The organism is Nocardia sp. NPDC057353, assembly GCF_042667085.1.
In the GTDB taxonomy this organism is placed as follows: Bacteria; Actinomycetota; Actinomycetes; order Mycobacteriales; family Mycobacteriaceae; genus Nocardia.
Window position 1 is genome coordinate 175,265 of the sequence record NZ_JBHVAK010000002.1, and the last position, 16,539, is coordinate 191,803.

A 16,539-nucleotide genomic window follows, 5' to 3' on the forward strand; every position below is an offset into this window, starting at 1 on the left:
CGCTCCGGTCCCTGTGCGGGCCGGAGCGGGGCCGCCGCTCTCTCGTGCTGAATCCGGGGCCGGTCCGTCCACCGGCCCCGGTACTACAGTGCGTCGCTGCCGCGCTCGCCGGTGCGCACTCGCACCACGGTCTCGACCGGGGTCACCCAGACCTTGCCGTCACCGATCTTGCCGGTGCGCGATGCCTCGACGATCACCTCGACGACCTTGTCCACCGAGGCGTCGTCCACGACCACCTCGACCCGCACCTTCGGCACGAAGTCCACCGAGTACTCGGCGCCGCGGTAGACCTCGGTGTGGCCCTTCTGCCTGCCGTAGCCCTGCACCTCGCTCACGGTCATCCCGAGGATGCCCGCCTGCTCGAGCGCGCTCTTGACGTCCTCGAGGGTGAACGGTTTGACGATGGCGGTGATCAGTTTCATGCGTCATGCCTCCTTGACGGTGGTACGTGCCGTGCCGCCCACAGCAGCGAAATCGTATGCGCTCTCCGCGTGCTCGGACTCGTCCGCGCCCAGCGCCTCGTCCTCGTCGGACACCCGGAGGCCGATGGTGAACTTGATGGCGAGGGCGATGATCGCGGTCGCGATCGCGGAGTAGGCCAGCACCGCGAAGGCGCCGACGGCCTGCAGCTTCAGCGGCTCCAGGCCACCACCGTAGAACAGCCCGGAGACCGCCGCCGGTGCTTCCGGCGCCGCGACCAGACCGACCAGCAGGGTGCCGACCAGACCGCCGACCAGGTGCACGCCGACCACGTCGAGCGAGTCGTCGAAGCCGAAGCGGAACTTCAGCCCGACCGCGAGGGCGCAGAGCGCACCCGCGACGACGCCGATCACCAGCGCGCCGACGGTGTTCACCGAGGAACAGGCCGGGGTGATGGCGACCAGGCCCGCCACGATGCCGGAGGCGGCGCCGAGCGAGGTCGGCTTGCCGTCGCGGATCTTCTCCACCAGCAGCCAGGCGAGCATGGCGGCGGCGGTGGCGATCGTGGTGGTCAGGAAGGTGGCGCCCGCGATGCCGTTGGCGCCGACCGCGGAGCCCGCGTTGAAGCCGTACCAGCCGAACCACAGCAGCCCGGCGCCGAGCATCACGAACGGCAGGTTGTGCGGGCGGAACGGGGTCTTGGGCCAGCCGCGGCGCTTGCCGAGGATCAGCGCCAGCACCAGGCCCGCCACACCGGCGTTGATGTGCACCGCGGTGCCACCGGCGAAGTCGATGGCCTTGAGGTTGTTGGCGATCCAGCCGCCCTCCTCGGCGGTGTAGCCGTCGAAGGCGAAGACCCAGTGCGCCACCGGGAAGTAGACGATGGTGGCCCAGAGACCGGCGAAGACCAGCCAGGAGCCGAACTTGATGCGGTCGGCCACCGCACCCGAGATGAGGGCGACCGTGATGATCGCGAACATCAGCTGGAAGGCGACGAACACCGAGAGCGGGATGGTGCCGAACAGCGGGATGGCCGCGGGCGCCTCCGGGTCGGTGGAGGCCAGGTACTCGCCACCGAAGACCTTCGCGAGCCCGAAGTACTGCGTCGGGTCGCCGATCAGGTTGGCCTTGTCCTCACCGAAGGCGACGGAGAAGCCGTACAGCGCCCAGAGGACCGTGACGAGCCCCATCGCGCTGATGCTCATCATGATCATGTTCAGCACGTTCTTGGCGCGGACCATGCCGCCGTAGAAGAACGCGAGCCCTGGCGTCATCAGCAAGACGAGCGCAGCGGCCGCCAGCATCCATGCGGTGTCACCGGCGTCCGGCGCGCCGATCGTGGGAAAATCCACCTTGATGTCCTCCTCATCTCGGGCCCGGCCGACTTCGGCATCAGGACCTGGGAAGAAGAATCCTCACCTGGTGTTTCATCCGGCGATCTCCCGTGTTTCGCGTAGGTGAACGGGTGCGCCGGTTGTGTTGCGGCCACGTTTCGCGCGGCCCACGGCGGCATCTCGGGCCGCCGCGGGGTCCGTCACGGGGGCGTCTCAGCCGAGCAGCGCGTCCACGAAGGCGCCCGGCTCGAACGGGGCCAGATCGTCGGCGCCCTCGCCGAGGCCGACCAGTTTCACCGGCACGCCGAGCTCGTGCTGCACCTGGAAGACGATGCCGCCCTTGGCGGTGCCGTCCAGCTTGGTGAGCACGACGCCGGTGATGTCGACCACCTCGGCGAAGACCCGCGCCTGGGCCAGGCCGTTCTGCCCGACGGTGGCGTCCAGCACCAGCAGCACCTCGTCCACGGCGGCCTTCTTCTCCACCACCCGCTTGACCTTGCCGAGCTCGTCCATCAGCCCGGTCTTGGTGTGCAGCCTGCCCGCGGTGTCGACCAGGACGGCGTCGACGCCGCGCTCGATCCCCGCGGTCACGGCGTCGAAGGCGACCGAGGCCGGGTCCGCGCCCTCGCGGCCGCGCACGGTGTCGGCGCCGACCCGCTCGCCCCAGGTCTGCAGCTGGTCGGCGGCGGCGGCGCGGAAGGTGTCGGCGGCGCCGAGCAGCACCCGGCGGCCGTCGGCGACCAGCACCCTGGCCAGCTTGCCGGTGGTGGTGGTCTTGCCGGTGCCGTTCACGCCGACCACGAGCAGGATCGACGGGTGGTCGGCGTGCGGGAGGGCGCGGACGGCGCGGTCCAGCTCCGGGCGCAGCGCCTCGACCAGGACGGCGCGCAGGACCGCGCGGGCCTCGTCGGTGGTGCGCACCGAGCGCGCCGCCATCTCCTCGCGCAGCCGCTGCACGATCACGCCGGTGCTGGCGGTGCCGAGGTCGGCGAGGACCAGGGTGTCCTCGATCTCCTCCCAGGAGTCCTCGTCCAGGTCGCCGCCGCCGAGCAGGCCGAGCAGGCTCTTGCCGACGGCGTTCTGCGAGCGGGAGAGCCTGCCGCGGAGGCGGGTCAGGCGGCCGGAGGTCGGGGCGATCTCGTCGGTCGGTGGGGTGACCGCGGCGGCCGAGGGGTCGGGTACCGGGATGGACGGCGCGGTGTCGGCGGTGGACGGGGCCGTCGGGGTGGTGGCGGTGCTCTCGGACGCCGCATCGGTGTCGCCGGGGGCGGTCCCGGTCGGAGCGGGGGTTCCGCCGGGAGCAGCCGTACCACCGGCAGCAGCAGTTTCGCCGGGGGCGGCGGTCCCGGGGTCGGGAGTGTCCGTTCCGGTCGGCGCGGCGGTGGCGGGATCGGTGGATTCATCGGGGCGGGTGACAGTTCCGGACTGTTCGACGTCGGCGTCCGGGAGCCGCACCTCGGTGATCCCGCGCCGGGGCGCGTCGCGCGGCACGGCGGCGTCGTCGCCGACGTGCGGCTGCCCCTCGGTGTCGGTGCGGTCGCGCAGCCGCGGCTCCGGCTCCGCGGTCGCGGCACCGCCCCTGCTGAAGCTGAATCCGCCCGCGGCGGAGTACCCGCCGGAGCGGTCGGTCAGCTCCTTCTCCTCCGCCGGGGCGGTCAGCGACACCCGGCGCCGCTTGGACAGGACGTAGCCCGCGACCAACACCACCAGTACGACGGCGGCGATCACGGCGATCAGAATCCAGGCTTCGGCACTCACACCGGACATCCTTGCAGAGCCCCGCTGAGCTGCTGGTCAGGGTGCCCGCGCGGCGAAACACCGGCCATCGAGATTTCTTGTCCTGCGGAACTTCTCGGCGGAGGCCAATAGGATCGGCGGCGTGACCGATCGAAACGTGCTTGGGGGGCCGCTGGAAGAGTGCGGCGCCGATCCGCTCACCGGCTTCTACCGCGACGGCTGCTGCAGCACCGGCCCGGAGGATCTCGGCAGCCACACCGTGTGCACCGTCGCGACCGCGGAGTTCCTGGAACACCAGGCCTCCATCGGCAACGACCTCAGCACCCCGCGCCCGGAGAACAACTTCCCCGGCCTGCAGCCGGGCGACCGCTGGTGCGTCGTCGCGGTGCGCTGGCTGCACGCGCACGAGGACGGCGTGGCCGCGCCGGTGATCCTGGCCGCCACGCACGAAAACGCGCTCGAGGTGATCTCCATGGAGATCCTGCGGAAGTACGCCGTCGACGTCCCGGACGACGTCAGCGACCTGCTCTAGTTCGCGACCGGTCCGCCTCGGAACGACGTAACCGGTCACCGTTCCGAGCGGCGGGCCTCCCCTACCCCGAGGCGGCCGGGGCCAGGTTCTCCCCACGCAGCCGCTGCGAGATCACCTGGGTGATGCCGTCCCCGCGCATGCTGACGCCGTAGAGCGCGTCGGCGATCTCCATGGTCGGCTTCTGGTGCGTGATGACGATCAGCTGGCTCTTCTCCCGCAGCTGCTCGAAGAGGCCGATGAGGCGGCGCAGGTTGGTGTCGTCGAGCGCCGCCTCGACCTCGTCCATGACGTAGAACGGGGACGGCCGCGCCCGGAAGATCGCCACCAGCAGCGCCACCGCGGTCAGCGACTTCTCACCGCCGGAGAGCAGCGAGAGCCGCTTGACCTTCTTGCCCGGCGGCCGCGCCTCCACCTCGATGCCGGTGGTGAGCATGTTCGACGGGTCGGTGAGCACCAGCCGCCCCTCGCCGCCGGGGAAGAGCCGGGCGAAGACGCCGACGAACTCGCGCTCCACGTCGGCGTAGGCCTCGGTGAAGACCTGCAGGATGCGCGCGTCCACCTCGGCGACCACGTCGAGCAGGTCCTGCCTGGCGTTCTTCACGTCCTCCAGCTGGGTGGCGAGGAAGTTGTAGCGCTCCTCCAGCGCGGCGAACTCCTCCAGCGCGAGCGGGTTCACCTTGCCGAGCGTGGTGAGGTCCTTCTCGGCGCGGCGCGCCCTGCGCTCCTGGGAGGCACGGTCGTAGGGCATGGGCTGCGGCGGGGTCACGGCCTCGCCGCGCTCCTTCGCCTGCTCGTACTCGTGCAGCTCCAGCTCGGAGGGGGGCAGCGGGACGTCGGGGCCGTACTCGGCGACCAGGTCGTCCAGCGCGATCCCGAACTGCTCGGCGATGGTCGCCTCGACCTGCTCGATCCGCAGCGCGGCCTCGGCCTTGGCGACCTCGTCCCGGTGCACGGCGTCGGTGAGCTGGGTGAGCTGCGCGGTGAGCACCCGCACCCGCTCCCTGACCCGCTCCACCTCGGCGGCCACCTCGGTGCGGCGGCGGACCAGCTCGTCGCGGCGCGCGGCGGCCCGCGCCACCACCTGCTCCAGCTCGCCCGCGACCTGCGCGCCGGACTCCGCGACGGCGGCGGCGACCGCGGCGGCCTTGCGCCGGGCGGCCTGCGCGCGCTCGGCCCTGGCCCGCGCCTCGCGCTCGGCCCGCGCGGCGCGGCGCAGCGAGTCGGCCTTGCCGTGCACCGACTGCGCGCGCTCCTCGGCGGTGCGCACGGCCAGCCGCGCCTCCACCTCCATGGTCCTGGCCTCGGCCAGCGCGGCGGCGGCCTCCTCACGCTCCCGGCCCGCGGCCTCGGTGCCCGCCGCGCCGTAGCCGTCGGCGTCGATCCTGGCCTGCTCGAGTTCGGCGTTGCGCAGCCGGTCCTCCAGCTCGGCGAGGGTCGCCAGGCTCTGCTCCCGGCCGGTCTCGGCGGCGGTGCGCTGGTCGTAGAGGCGGGCGCTCTCCTTCTCCGCGGTGCGGGTGGTCTCGCCCAGCCTGGCCAGCCGTTCGTACACCGCGACCAGCGCCTGGTCCGATTCGTGCAGCGCGAGCAGGGTGTGGTCGACGGCCTGCCTGCGGTCGGTCTGCTCGTCCAGCGCGCCCGCCAGCGCGGCCTCCAGCTCGGCGGCGCGGCGCTGGGCGGCGGTGAGCTCGGTGGCGGCGGCGTCGATCTCGGCCTGGATCTCCAGCCTGCTCGGCGCCCGCTCGGAGCCGCCGAGCACCCAGCCGGTGCCTGCCAGGTCGCCGTCCCTGGTGACGATCCGCAGCTCGGGGCGGGCGGCGAGGAGCGCGGCCGCGGCGGCGAGGTCGTCGACGACGGCGACGGCGGCGGTCAGCGCGAGTACCGCGGGGGCCAGCTCGTCCGGGTACTCGACCACCTCGGCCAGCGCGGTGGCGCCGTCGAGCAGCTCGGCGACGGCGGTCGCCGCCAGCTCCCCGGTGTGGAACACCAGCCCGACCCGGCCGCCGTCGGCCGCCTTGATGGCGTGCAGCGCGGCGTAGGCGGCGGCGGTGGACTCCGCGGCGGTGGCGTCGGCGAGCGGGCCGAGCACGGCGGCCACCGCGGCCTCGAACCCCGCCCGCACCCGCAGCACCCCGGAGAGCGGGCCGAGCAGCCCGGCGGGGCTGTGCTCGGCCAGCCAGGCGGTGCCGTCCTTGCGGGTGAGGTTCATGCCGAGCGCCTCGATCCTGGCGCTCAGCGAGGCCACCCGCTTGGTGGCGTCCCGGTCCTCCTGCCGCAGCTCGGCGACGCGGTGGTCGGCCAGCTCCAGCGCCTCGACGGCGTGCTCGTGCTGGGCGTCCAGCCCGGCCTCGCCCGCGTCCAGCTCGGCGAGCTCGCCCTGCACGTCGTCGAACTCGGCGCGCGCGGTGTCGGCGCGCCTGCCCGCCTCGGTGATCGCGACCGAGATCCTGGTGATCTCGGCGTCCGCGGACTGGGTCTTGTGCCGCAGCGTCTCGACCTGCCCGGCGAGCCGGGCCAGCCCCTCGCGGCGGTCGGCGATGGCGCGGACGGCGGCGAGGTGCGCCTGCTCGGCGGCCTTGGCGGCCTGCTCGCGCTCGGCCAGCGCGTCGCGCGCGGCCTCCAGCGTCTCCACCGTCATCTCGACGGTCTCGCGCAGCTCGGCCTCCTCGGCCGCCACCCGGTCGGCCTCGGCCTCCAGCTGGTCCGGGTCGCGGCCGCTGCCCGCCGGAGTGGCGGTGTCCAGGTGGCGGGCCCGGTCGCGGGCGATCCGGATCGTGGCGTTGACCCGCTCGGCCAGCGCGGAGAGCTGGAACCAGGTCTGCGCGGCGGCCTCCGAGCTCGGGGTCAGCTCGGCGAGCTGGTGCTCCTGCCCGGCCAGCGCGGCGCCCGCGGCGTCCAGCTCGGCCTGCACGGTGATCTGCTGCTCGCGGGCGTAGGCCTCCTTGCTCTGCCTGCCCGCCAGCTCGCCGCGCCGGGTGACCAGGTCGTCGGCGGCGAGCCGGAGCCTGGCGTCGCGCAGGTCGGCCTGCACGGTGGCGGCGCGGCGGGCCACCTCGGCCTGCCTGCCGAGCGGTTTCAGCTGCCTGCGCAGCTCGGTGGTGAGGTCGGTGAGGCGGGCCAGGTTGGCCTGCATCGCCTCGAGTTTGCGCACCGCCTTCTCCTTGCGCTTGCGGTGCTTGAGCACGCCCGCGGCCTCCTCGACGAAGGCGCGGCGGTCCTCGGGGCGCGATTCCAGGATGGCGGCGAGCTGGCCCTGGCCGACGATGACGTGCATCTCCCGGCCGATGCCGGAGTCGCTGAGCAGCTCCTGGACATCCATCAGCCTGCAGGAGGAGCCGTTGATCTCGTACTCGCCCGCGCCGTCCCGGAACATCCGGCGGGTGATCGACACCTCGGCGTAGTCGATCGGCAGCGCACCGTCGGAGTTGTCGATGGTCAGGGTGACCTCGGCGCGGCCGAGCGCGGCCCGGCCCGCGGTGCCCGCGAAGATCACGTCCTGCATCTTGCCGCCGCGCAGCGCCTTGGCGCCCTGCTCGCCCATCACCCAGGTCAGCGCGTCCACCACGTTCGACTTGCCGGAGCCGTTCGGGCCGACCACGCAGGTGATGCCCGGCTCGAAGCGCAGCGTCGTCGCGGACGCGAAGGACTTGAAGCCCTTCAACGTCAAGCTCTTCAGGTGCACGGCCGGGACCTTTCCGTGGATGTGGCGGGTTTGCTCCGACGACAGCGAGGGGGCGCGGCGACCTGCCATCGTATCCGCCGCCGGTGACCCCGCTCCCCGGTGTCGCTGCGTGCCGGGCCCCTGGCATCACACAGCGCCGGTGTGCTCGGCATTAGCCGACGTCACAGCGGTGTTCGCGGGGCTGCCGCGGGGGATGGATCGCGCATACGATCCACCTGATTCCCGCTTCCCGTCCGTCAGGAGCTCCGCACCGTGGCTGCGCTGTCGTCCGGCACCGCGTTCCGGTTGCTCCGGATCGGCGCGCTGATCGTCGCCTGCCTGGTGTTCCTGTGGGGGTGCGAGGTGAGCCGGAGCGCCACGCTCGGGGACGTGCCGGAGTACCTGGTGCTCGCCGGGCTGGCGGCGGTGGGCGGGCTGGTCGCCGGGTGGTTCGAGATCAGGGCCGTGCGGGCGGCGCGGCGCACGGTCACCATGGCGGACGGGCGCTGGCGGGTGCTGGCCAGGATCGCTCCCGACGGTGCGCTGGAGTTCGTGGGGTACGACGAGGAGCCGAAGGATTCGGATGATCCCGAGGACGCGCCCTCCGGCTGGGTCTGGAGTTTTCCGGCGGAATCCGCGCACGCGGTGCGCGGCGTGCTCGCCGCCGCCTGCCTTCCCGATGCCGACGCCGACGAACTCGACCTGCTCGACCTGCTCGTCGAAGCGGCCGCGGTGCTCGACCCGGTCGCGCAGGCCGATCCAGGGGCGTGGTTGCACGGGCACGGGGTGCCCGGGGAGCGACACGAATGGGGGGTGGATCCGACGCGGACCACGCGGACGCTGCCGATCATCACCGCTCCGCTCGCCCGGCCGGTGCGAGGTGGGGGCGCGAAGCGGCGCACGGCGGCGGGCGAAGTTGCGCGCAACTCGGGCGAGACGCGGAGGTCCGGCGGCAAATCGGCCGAAGGGCGGGGGTCCGGGGGCAGACCCACCGAGACACAGGGGTCCGGCGGCAGGCCCACCGAGACACAGGGGTCCGGCGGCAGGCCCACCAGGACACGGGGGTCCGGGGGCGGGTCCGCCGACGCCATCGAAGCCGCGCCGCGCCGCGGACGGGCTCGACCCGGCGATGGGGGCGCGGGTTCGGCGGAGGCGGCGACCGAGCGGACCGGTCCGCGCGACGGTCGCGGGGGCGGCGCAGCGGCCGAGCGAGGGGCGCGGCGGACGGCGGCGGATCGTCCGGGGGCGCGACGGCAGCAACGGGAGACGCCGGGGCCGGTGGATCGCCCGCGGCCGGTGGAACGCCCGCAGTCGCACGATGACTCGCAGGGGCAGCAGTACAGCGGCCCGATCCGGCGGCGCGGGATGGGCAGGCAGCAGCGCCCCGACCCGGAGAGCTGGTGGGAGACGGCCGACGGCCCGACGGATCGCACCTACCGGGAGCCGCCCCCGCCCCGCCTGTCGAATCCGCGCCGCCGCCGCGACGAGTGACCGGCCCCTACGCGGCCCTGGACACGCAGGCCCGCCCCTCGAACCCGGTCAGCGCGCGGAACGCGAGCACCGCGCCCCACGGCCCGATCACCCAGACCGGCCAGAAGTAGGTGAACTCCCCGACGCCGAGCGAGATCGCCGCCCAGATCACCAGGACGAGCAGCCCGACGCCCGCCCAGGTGGCGAACTCGATCTGCAGCCAGAGCGGCTGCCGCCGCAGCCGGCTCGCCCGCGACTTCGCGGGCGCGGCACCGGGATCGGCGAGCTGCGGCAGGTCGGCGAGGACCGGCTCCAGCTCCTCGCGCGACCTGGTCGCGTACACCCTGGCGACCCGCTCGTCGTACTCGCCGAGATCCAACCGCCCGTCCGCGAGGTGCCTGCCGAGCAGCTGCACCACCACGTTCCGTTCGGCGTCGGAGGCGCGGGTACCGGGTGCGATGTCCATGCTCGAGTCCTCTCGGCGGGAGGGAGACGCGACATCGCCCTCCACTGCGGAATAGCACCATCATGGTTATTCCACAGTGGAATGTCAAGGCGATCTCAGAGGATCGCGAACGCCACCACGAGACCGAGCGCGAAGTGCGCGGCGGCGACCACGAGCACCGCCGGGGTGTAGACCTCGGCGTGCAGCGCCTCCCCGATATCGATGCCGAGCGCCTTCTCGATCACCCGCACCGAGACCACCTGCGCGATGATCCCCACCAGGCCGAAGACCAGCGCGGCGATCAGCCCCTCCAGCAGCTTCCCGGACGACGCGAAGATGGCGAGCACCACGATGAACGCCATGCTCACCATGCCCGCCGCCGTCACGACGATGGCGTTCGGCTTGCCCTCGAGCACCAGCTGGCGCAGGTGCCCCGGGGTGGTGAGGTCGATGGCGTAGAAGCCGACGAGCATGAGCACCAGGCCGACGAGGGCGTAGAGCAGGATCGCGCCCACCCCTTCGCCGAGCGAACTCCAGTAGCCCGATTCGAGGGCGAGAGCGGCGGTCATCGTGGTCCTTCCGAGGGGTTGACGATCAGTCGTCGGTGGGGATGCGGTGCGGGACGAAGGCGGAGCCGTCGTCGGTGATCAGGCCCGCGGTCTCGCGGATGCCGAGCCCGGCCGAGCTGTCGCCGACGATCCAGGCGCCGAGTACCGGCCGCATGTCGTCGAACTGCGGCAGCGGGTCGAGCAGCTGGTAGACGAAGCCCTCCTCGCCGTAGATGCCGCCGGTGGCGGTCTCCATCCCGGCGCCGACGATGGTCATGTTGGCGCCCTCGCGGCCGAGCTTGGGCTTGCGGATGTACTCGGTGAGTTCGTTGGGCCGGTCCAGGTAGGCGGGCAGCAGGTTCGGGTGTCCCGGGTACATCTCCCAGAGCACCGCGAGGATCGCCTTGTTGCTGAGCAGCGTCTTCCACAGCGGCTCGATCCACATGGTCTGCGGCAGGCTCGCGACGACCCGCTTGCCGAAGTCGTCGTCGAGCACCCACTCCCACGGGTAGAGCTTGAAGATCGCCTGGATCGGGTCCTCGGCGAGGTCGACGAAGCGCTCCAGGTCGATATCGACGCCGACCTCCTCGATCGGCAGCCCGATGGTGTCGAACCCGGCCTCGGCGGCGGTCTCCTGGATGTAGGCGGTGGTGACGCCGTCCTCGCCGGTCGGCTCGGCGCCGGACCAGCTGAAGTGCAGCTGGTCGCTGGGCAGCACGGCGCGCAGCTCGCCCCAGCGCTCGACCAGCTTCTCGTGCAGCGAGTTCCACTGGTCGTAGCCGGGGTACAGCGCGGTAAGCCAGTGCCACTGCACGATCGCCGCCTCCAGCAGCGAGGTCGGGGTGTCGGCGTTGTACTCCAGCAGCTTGGCCGGGCGGCGGGCGTCGTAGCGCAGGTCGAAGCGGCCGTAGACGTGCGGGTCGGCGCGGCGCCACGACTCCGCGATCGGCTGCCAGCTCCACTCCGGCAACCCGAAGTCGCGGTAGCGCTCGGTCAGCACGACGTGCTCGACCGCCTTCAGGCACATGCTGTGCAGCAGTTCGACATCGGCCTCCAGGGCGAGGATCTCGGCCATGTCGAACTCGTAGTAGACCGACTCGTCCCAGTAGGGCCGCGGCTGCCCCTGCGCGTCGCGGCCGGGGGTGCCGTACACCAGCCCCTGCCCCTCGACGATCTGCTCCCAGCCCCGGCGCGGTTCCACGCGGACCCTGCGCACCGCTAGGAACCTCCGCCGATCTTGCTGCCGAGCCCGCCGCGCTGCACCGTCGTCCCGGTCTTGGTCTTGATCTCGGTGTTCTTCGGCTTCACCGTGGTTCCGCCGGTCGGCTTGCTGCCGATGGCGGTGGTGCCGCCGTAGTAGTACCGGTACTGCGGCCAGCCCGCCAGCACGACGACGCTCGCGGTGTCGCCGACGAAGCCGGGGCGGCCGGTGCCGCAGTAGGAGTCCTCGACGACGATCTCGTTGCCGTTCTCGTCGGTGCGCACGCAGGACGCGGTCACCGTGTCCGGTGCGGTGAGCGCCAGGTAGGCGAGGTAGCCGCCGCCGACCAGCGCGGCGACCCCGACGACGGCGGCGCCGCCGATGAGCACCCGGTTGCGGGAGCGCTTCTTCGCCGCCGCGGCCTCGGCGGCGGCGCGCTCGGCCTCGCGGGCCTGCTTGCGCGACTTGTCCCTGGCGCGGGCCTCGGCCACCGTCGGCGGGCGCGGCTGCGTGACCCCCGCCCGCTGCTGCTGAACGCGCCCCGTGCGCTTACCGCTTCCCGGCGGGGTGCTTCCCGCAGGTGGCGCGCCCGCGCCGGGCAACGAGCCGGGAGGCGGTTGGAAACCGCCCGCCTGCGGCTCCGCACCGGGCCACGGAAAGGGGGGCGGGGCATGCTGCTCGGCCGCCGGGAACGGCTGCGTGCCGGGTTGCCCCGCAGCCGGGAACGGCTGCGTACCGGGCTGATCCGCGCCCGACGTGGAGCGGGTACCCGGCTCCTCCGCGGGCGGACGCGAACCGGGAGCGCCTGTCGGCGAACCGGATCCCGCGCCGGCCGCGGGCACGTTGGGCGCCGAGCCCTCCTCGTACACCGGGCCGGTGGACGCGGCGGTCCCCTCGTCCCACTGCGGCCTGCCGCCGTCGTTCCGATCGTCCCCCGGACGGTGTTCGTCTGTGCTCACGCCGCTACCGCTCCTCGAATCCGGACAGATCGCCCCGCGCGGGCTCCCAGCTTTCCACAACCAGCCGCACCCGGCCAGGTGTATCGGGCGAGCGGAGCAGGGCGAGCAACCGCTCCGCTGCCTGCCGCGGCCCCTCGGCGACCACGTGCACCCGGCCGTCCGCGGTGTTGGTGGCGTGCCCGGTGAGCCCGAGTTCCAGCGCGCGCGACCGGGTCCACCAGCGGAATCCGACGCCCTGCACCTGCCCGTGCACCCAGGCGGAGAGCCGCTCGGCGGCGGCCACTACAGCTCCACGTCGAAGGTGAGCGTCACCTTGCTCCCGGACTTGAGGGTGCGGCCGACCGTGCACACCTTGTCCACGGCGCGCTGCACGCTGACCAGCAGCCGCTCCCGCTCGACCTCGGAGAGCTCGCTCAGGTCGAGCTCGAAGACCTCGTCGATCTCGGGGTACACCTCGTTCTCCCGGTCCGGGTCGCCGGAGACCCGCACGGCGGCGTCGAAGTGGTCGCCGAGCTTGCGGGAGAGCGTGAAGTCGGCGGCCAGCCCGGAGCAGGCCGCGACCGCGACCTTGAGCAGCTCCCCCGGGGTGAAGGTGTCGGGGGTGCCCGCGGAGGCGATGCGCACCTGCGCGCCCCTGTCGTTGCGGCCGGTGTAGGCGCGGGTGCCGGTGCGCTCCACCCGGAGCGCCGCGGTTTTCTGCTCGGACATGATCACGATCCTGCCATTCGCGGTGTGGGACCTGCCGGGCAACACCGCGCCGGGCGGCGGCATTCCGCTCACTCCTGGAACCGGTACCCCATGCCCGGCTCGGTAAGCAGGTGCCTGGGGTGCGCCGGGTCGTCCTCCAGCTTGCGCCGCAGCTGCGCGAGATACACGCGCAGGTAGTGGGTTTCGGTGGCGTACGCGGGCCCCCAGACCTCGCGCAGCAGCTCCTTGCGGCCGACCAGCTTGCCGCGGTGCCGCACCAGCATCTCGAGCATGCCCCACTCGGTCGGGGTGAGGTGCACCGGCTCGCCGTGCCTGGTCACCCGCTTGGCGGCGAGGTCGACGGTGAAGGAGTCGGTCACCACCACCGGCTCGCCGCCGGTGTCGGCGCCCGCCCTGCGCACCGCGGCGCGCAGCCGGGCCAGCAGCTCGTCCATGCCGAAGGGCTTGGTCACGTAGTCGTCGGCGCCCGCGTCCAGCGCCTCCACCTTGTCCGCGGAGTCGGTGCGGGCGGAGAGCACGATCACCGGGGCGGCGGTCCAGCCGCGCAGCCCGGCCAGCACCTCGGTGCCGTCCATGTCCGGCAGCCCGAGGTCGAGGATCACCACGTCCGGGTGCCGGTCGGCGGCGGCGCGCAGCGCGGCGGCGCCGGTGGCGGCGGTGACCACGTCGTAGCCGCGCACCGAGAGGTTGATCCGGAGCGCGCGCACGATGTGCGGCTCGTCGTCCACCACGAGCACCGTCGTCGCCGCCGGGGCCGAATCGGTCATGGGCGCTCCTGGGCTGCGGGCAGGTCGACGAGCATGGTCAGCCCGCCGCCCGGCGTGGTCTCGGCGTGCACGGTACCGCCCATGGCCTCGACGAAGCCGCGGACCACGGAGAGGCCGAGCCCGACCCCGGTGGTGTTGTCCCGGTCGCCGAGCCGCTGGAACGGCTCGAAGGCGTGCTCCGCACCGCCGCGCGGCAGCCCCGGCCCGGTGTCGGCGACCGCGATGGTGACCCCGGCACCGCCGCGCTGGGCGGTCACCCGCACCGGGGTGCCGCGCGGGGCGTGCCGCAGCGCGTTGTCGATCAGGTTGGCCAGCACCCGCTCCAGCAGCCCGGGGTCGGCGGCCACCGCGGCCTCGCCGACCTCGACCTCGACCCGCGCCATGGAGTCCCGGCGCAGCCCGCGGGTGCCCATCCCGATGCCGACGAGGGCGCGGTGCACCGCCTCGTCCAGGTAGACCGTGGCGACCCGGGGCGCGACCACGCCCGCCGCGAGCCGCGAGGAGTCGAGCAGGTTCTCCACCAGCGCGGTGAGCTGGTCCACCGACTCCTCGATCGTCTCCAGCAGCTCGGCGGTGTCCTCCGGCGAGAACTCGACGTCCTCGCTGCGCAGGCTGGAGACGGCGACCTTGGCGCCCGCCAGCGGGGTGCGCAGGTCGTGCCCGACGGCGGAGAGCAGCGCGCGGCGCAGCCGGTCGGTCTCGCGCAGCGCGACCGCGGCGGCGGCCTCCTCGGTGAGTCCGGCCTGGCGCACCAGCCCGGCCGCCTGGTTGGCGACGGCGGCGAGCACCGGCCGGTCGGCGGCGGCCAGCGGCCTGCCTGCGAGCGCGAGCACCAACTGCCCGTCCCCGGCCCCGACCACGGTGTCGGCCTCGCTCGGCCGCGCGGGCGGCTCGGCCCCGACCGCGGCGACGACGGCGTCGCTGTCCAGCACGGCGACCCAGCGCTGAGCGTAGGTCTCCCGGAGCTGCTCCAGCAGCCGGGGCAGGTCGGCGCCGTGCAGCACCGCGCCCGCGAACTGGGTGAGCAGCTCGGCCTGGCGCGAGGCCCGGCGCGCCTGCTCGGCCCGCGCCGCGGAGAGGTCGACCAGCGCGGCCACCGCGAGCGCGACCACCAGCAGCACCACCACCGCGACGAAGTTGTCCGGCTCGGCGACCGAGAGGCTGTAGCGGGGGGTGGCGAAGAACCAGTTCAGCAGCAGCCCGGAGAGCAGCGCCGAGAGCGTCGCGGGCAGCACCCCGCCGAAGAGCGAGACGGCGACCACCCCGACCACGAAGACCGAGGAGAGCCCGGGCAGGTCGAGCACACCGTCCAGCAGCCAGGCGCAGAGCGCGCAGACCAGCAGCGGCACCAGCACCGCCGCGGGCCACGCGGCGGCCGGGCGCCGCGGCCGCAGCACCGCGCGGCGCAGCGGGCGGTGGGTCTCGGAGTGGGTCACCATGTGAATGTCGATCTTGCCCGACTGCCTGACCACCGCGGCGCCGATCCCCTCGTCGAGCAGCCGCGCCCAGCGCGAGCGGCGCGAGGTGCCGAGCACCACCTGGGTGGCGTTGACCTCGCGCGCGAAGCCGAGCAGCGCGGCCGGGACGTCCTCGCCGGTGACGGTGTGCAGCGAGGCCGCCAGCCCGCCCGCCAGCTCGCGCAGCCGGGCCAGCCGCGCGGTGGAGACCCCGGCCAGGCCGTCGCCGCGCACCACGTGCACCACCGCCAGCTCGGCGCCTGCCCGGCCTGCGATCCTGGCCGCGCGGCGCACGATGGTCTCCGACTCCGGGCCGCCGGTGACCGCGACCACCACCCGCTCGCGCGCCTCCCAGGTCGCGGTGATCCGGTGCTCGGCGCGGTACTTGGCGAGCGCGGCGTCCACCTGGTCGGCCAGCCAGAGCAGCGCCAGCTCGCGCAGCGCGGTGAGGTTGCCCGCGCGGAAGTAGTTGCGCAGCGCGGCGTCGGCCCGGTCGGCGGCGTAGACATCGCCGTCCGCGAGCCTGCGGCGCAGCGCCTCCGGGGTGATGTCGACCAGCTCGACCTGGTCCGCGCCGCGCACCACCGCGTCCGGCACGGTCTCGCGCTGCTCGACCCCGGTGATCTGCTCGACCACGTCGTTCAGGCTCTCCAGGTGCTGCACGTTGACCGTGGCGACCACGTCGATCCCGGCGTCGAGCAGCTCGTTCACGTCCTGCCAGCGCTTGCGGTTGCGGCTGCCCGGCGCGTTGGTGTGCGCGAGCTCGTCCACCAGCGCGACGCCGGGCGCGCGGCGCAGCACCGCGTCGACATCGAGCTCGTCCAGCACGGTGCCGCGGTACGGCACCCGCCGGGGCGGGATCCGCTCGATCCCTTCCAGCAGCGCGGCGGTCTGCGCCCGGCCGTGCGTCTCGACGACCGCGGCGACGACGTCGCGGCCGGCCGCCAACCGGCGGTGCGCCTCGGCGAGCATGGCGTAGGTCTTGCCGACGCCGGGCGCCGCGCCCAGGTGAATCCGCAGCTCGCCGCGGGTCACCGCCCGCGGTGGTGCCGCCACCACGCCACCGCGTCGGTCGCGATCACGCCGCTCGGGAAACCGGCCATCGCGGTCACCACCACCTTCGACATCATTCCTCCGGATTCCCGATCACTCTGCCCGCCTCCGCCGCCGCGGGCGGGCTTCTTTACGGTTCGTTGACGCCGCCGCCGCCTTTCCTGACGCTTCCGTATCGCGGTGCCCCGCAGCGGTGTTCACGCCCCGCGGCGCCGACTGCGGGCGGTGGGCGTCAACAAACCGTCAAGGC

Annotated in this window: 14 protein-coding genes; 2 read left to right on the forward strand and 12 right to left on the reverse strand. The window is 73.5% G+C overall.

The window, feature by feature from the left end; translation table 11 throughout:
• Positions 1–83: 83 nt before the first annotated feature.
• The 3 genes from ACFUUZ_RS01795 to ftsY form a co-directional block, all read right to left on the reverse strand.
• Positions 84–422, reverse strand: a complete 339-nt coding sequence (locus tag ACFUUZ_RS01795; RefSeq protein ID WP_378691345.1) for a P-II family nitrogen regulator — start codon at positions 420–422, stop codon at positions 84–86.
• 3 nt (positions 423–425) lie between these two features.
• Entirely contained in the window at positions 426–1,772 is a 1,347-nt protein-coding gene (locus ACFUUZ_RS01800) for an ammonium transporter (RefSeq protein WP_378691348.1), read from the reverse strand.
• A gap of 195 nt (positions 1,773–1,967) precedes the next feature.
• Positions 1,968–3,512, reverse strand: a complete 1,545-nt coding sequence (gene ftsY, locus ACFUUZ_RS01805) for a signal recognition particle-docking protein FtsY (RefSeq protein ID WP_378691350.1) — start codon at positions 3,510–3,512, stop codon at positions 1,968–1,970.
• A 121-nt stretch (positions 3,513–3,633) separates the two neighbouring features.
• Between ftsY and ACFUUZ_RS01810 the strand changes: the two genes are divergently transcribed.
• Positions 3,634–4,023: a DUF2237 family protein gene (locus ACFUUZ_RS01810; RefSeq protein WP_378691352.1), complete on the forward strand. Its 390-nt coding sequence runs from the start codon at positions 3,634–3,636 to the stop codon at positions 4,021–4,023.
• Positions 4,024–4,084: 61 nt separating this feature from the next.
• Here the strand turns inward: ACFUUZ_RS01810 and smc are convergent, their stop codons facing one another.
• Positions 4,085–7,702, reverse strand: a complete 3,618-nt coding sequence (gene smc / locus ACFUUZ_RS01815) for a chromosome segregation protein SMC (protein WP_378691354.1) — start codon at positions 7,700–7,702, stop codon at positions 4,085–4,087.
• Positions 7,703–7,954: 252 nt separating this feature from the next.
• On the opposite strand from smc, the gene ACFUUZ_RS01820 reads away from it, so the two are divergent.
• Positions 7,955–9,172 (forward strand): hypothetical protein, encoded by a 1,218-nt coding sequence (locus ACFUUZ_RS01820; protein ID WP_378691356.1) that lies wholly within the window; start codon positions 7,955–7,957, stop codon positions 9,170–9,172.
• 7 nt (positions 9,173–9,179) lie between these two features.
• Here the strand turns inward: ACFUUZ_RS01820 and ACFUUZ_RS01825 are convergent, their stop codons facing one another.
• The 8 genes from ACFUUZ_RS01825 to ACFUUZ_RS01860 form a co-directional block, all read right to left on the reverse strand.
• Complete coding sequence (locus ACFUUZ_RS01825) at positions 9,180–9,617, reverse strand: DUF1707 domain-containing protein (RefSeq protein WP_378691359.1); 438 nt, start codon at positions 9,615–9,617, stop codon at positions 9,180–9,182.
• A 95-nt stretch (positions 9,618–9,712) separates the two neighbouring features.
• Entirely contained in the window at positions 9,713–10,165 is a 453-nt protein-coding gene (locus ACFUUZ_RS01830) for a DUF350 domain-containing protein (protein WP_378691362.1), read from the reverse strand.
• 25 nt (positions 10,166–10,190) lie between these two features.
• Positions 10,191–11,360, reverse strand: coding sequence for a glutathionylspermidine synthase family protein (locus tag ACFUUZ_RS01835; protein WP_378691365.1), 1,170 nt, complete (start codon positions 11,358–11,360; stop codon positions 10,191–10,193).
• A gap of 2 nt (positions 11,361–11,362) precedes the next feature.
• Complete coding sequence (locus ACFUUZ_RS01840; protein ID WP_378691368.1) at positions 11,363–11,836, reverse strand: hypothetical protein; 474 nt, start codon at positions 11,834–11,836, stop codon at positions 11,363–11,365.
• Positions 11,837–12,308: 472 nt separating this feature from the next.
• On the reverse strand, positions 12,309–12,587 hold the full coding sequence (locus tag ACFUUZ_RS01845; RefSeq protein WP_378691370.1) for an acylphosphatase: 279 nt from the start codon (positions 12,585–12,587) through the stop codon (positions 12,309–12,311).
• Positions 12,587–13,012 carry an OsmC family protein gene (locus ACFUUZ_RS01850; RefSeq protein WP_378691373.1) on the reverse strand — a complete coding sequence of 142 codons (426 nt, stop codon included), beginning with the start codon at positions 13,010–13,012 and terminating at the stop codon, positions 12,587–12,589. The genes ACFUUZ_RS01845 and ACFUUZ_RS01850 overlap by 1 nt, the downstream gene beginning before the upstream one ends.
• 68 nt (positions 13,013–13,080) lie before the next feature.
• Complete coding sequence (locus ACFUUZ_RS01855; protein WP_378691376.1) at positions 13,081–13,779, reverse strand: response regulator; 699 nt, start codon at positions 13,777–13,779, stop codon at positions 13,081–13,083.
• Positions 13,776–16,271, reverse strand: a complete 2,496-nt coding sequence (locus ACFUUZ_RS01860; RefSeq protein WP_378691515.1) for an ATP-binding protein — start codon at positions 16,269–16,271, stop codon at positions 13,776–13,778. The genes ACFUUZ_RS01855 and ACFUUZ_RS01860 overlap by 4 nt, the downstream gene beginning before the upstream one ends.
• Between the last annotated feature and the right edge of the window lie 268 nt (positions 16,272–16,539).

Coding starts and splice junctions, on each gene's coding strand:
- ACFUUZ_RS01795 (WP_378691345.1), bottom strand. CDS start 422: ATGAAACTGATCACCGCCATCGTCAAACCGTTCACCCTCGAGGACGTC.
- ACFUUZ_RS01825 (WP_378691359.1), bottom strand. CDS start 9,617: ATGGACATCGCACCCGGTACCCGCGCCTCCGACGCCGAACGGAACGTG.
- ACFUUZ_RS01830 (WP_378691362.1), bottom strand. CDS start 10,165: ATGACCGCCGCTCTCGCCCTCGAATCGGGCTACTGGAGTTCGCTCGGC.
- ACFUUZ_RS01850 (WP_378691373.1), bottom strand. CDS start 13,012: ATGTCCGAGCAGAAAACCGCGGCGCTCCGGGTGGAGCGCACCGGCACC.
- ACFUUZ_RS01855 (WP_378691376.1), bottom strand. CDS start 13,779: ATGACCGATTCGGCCCCGGCGGCGACGACGGTGCTCGTGGTGGACGAC.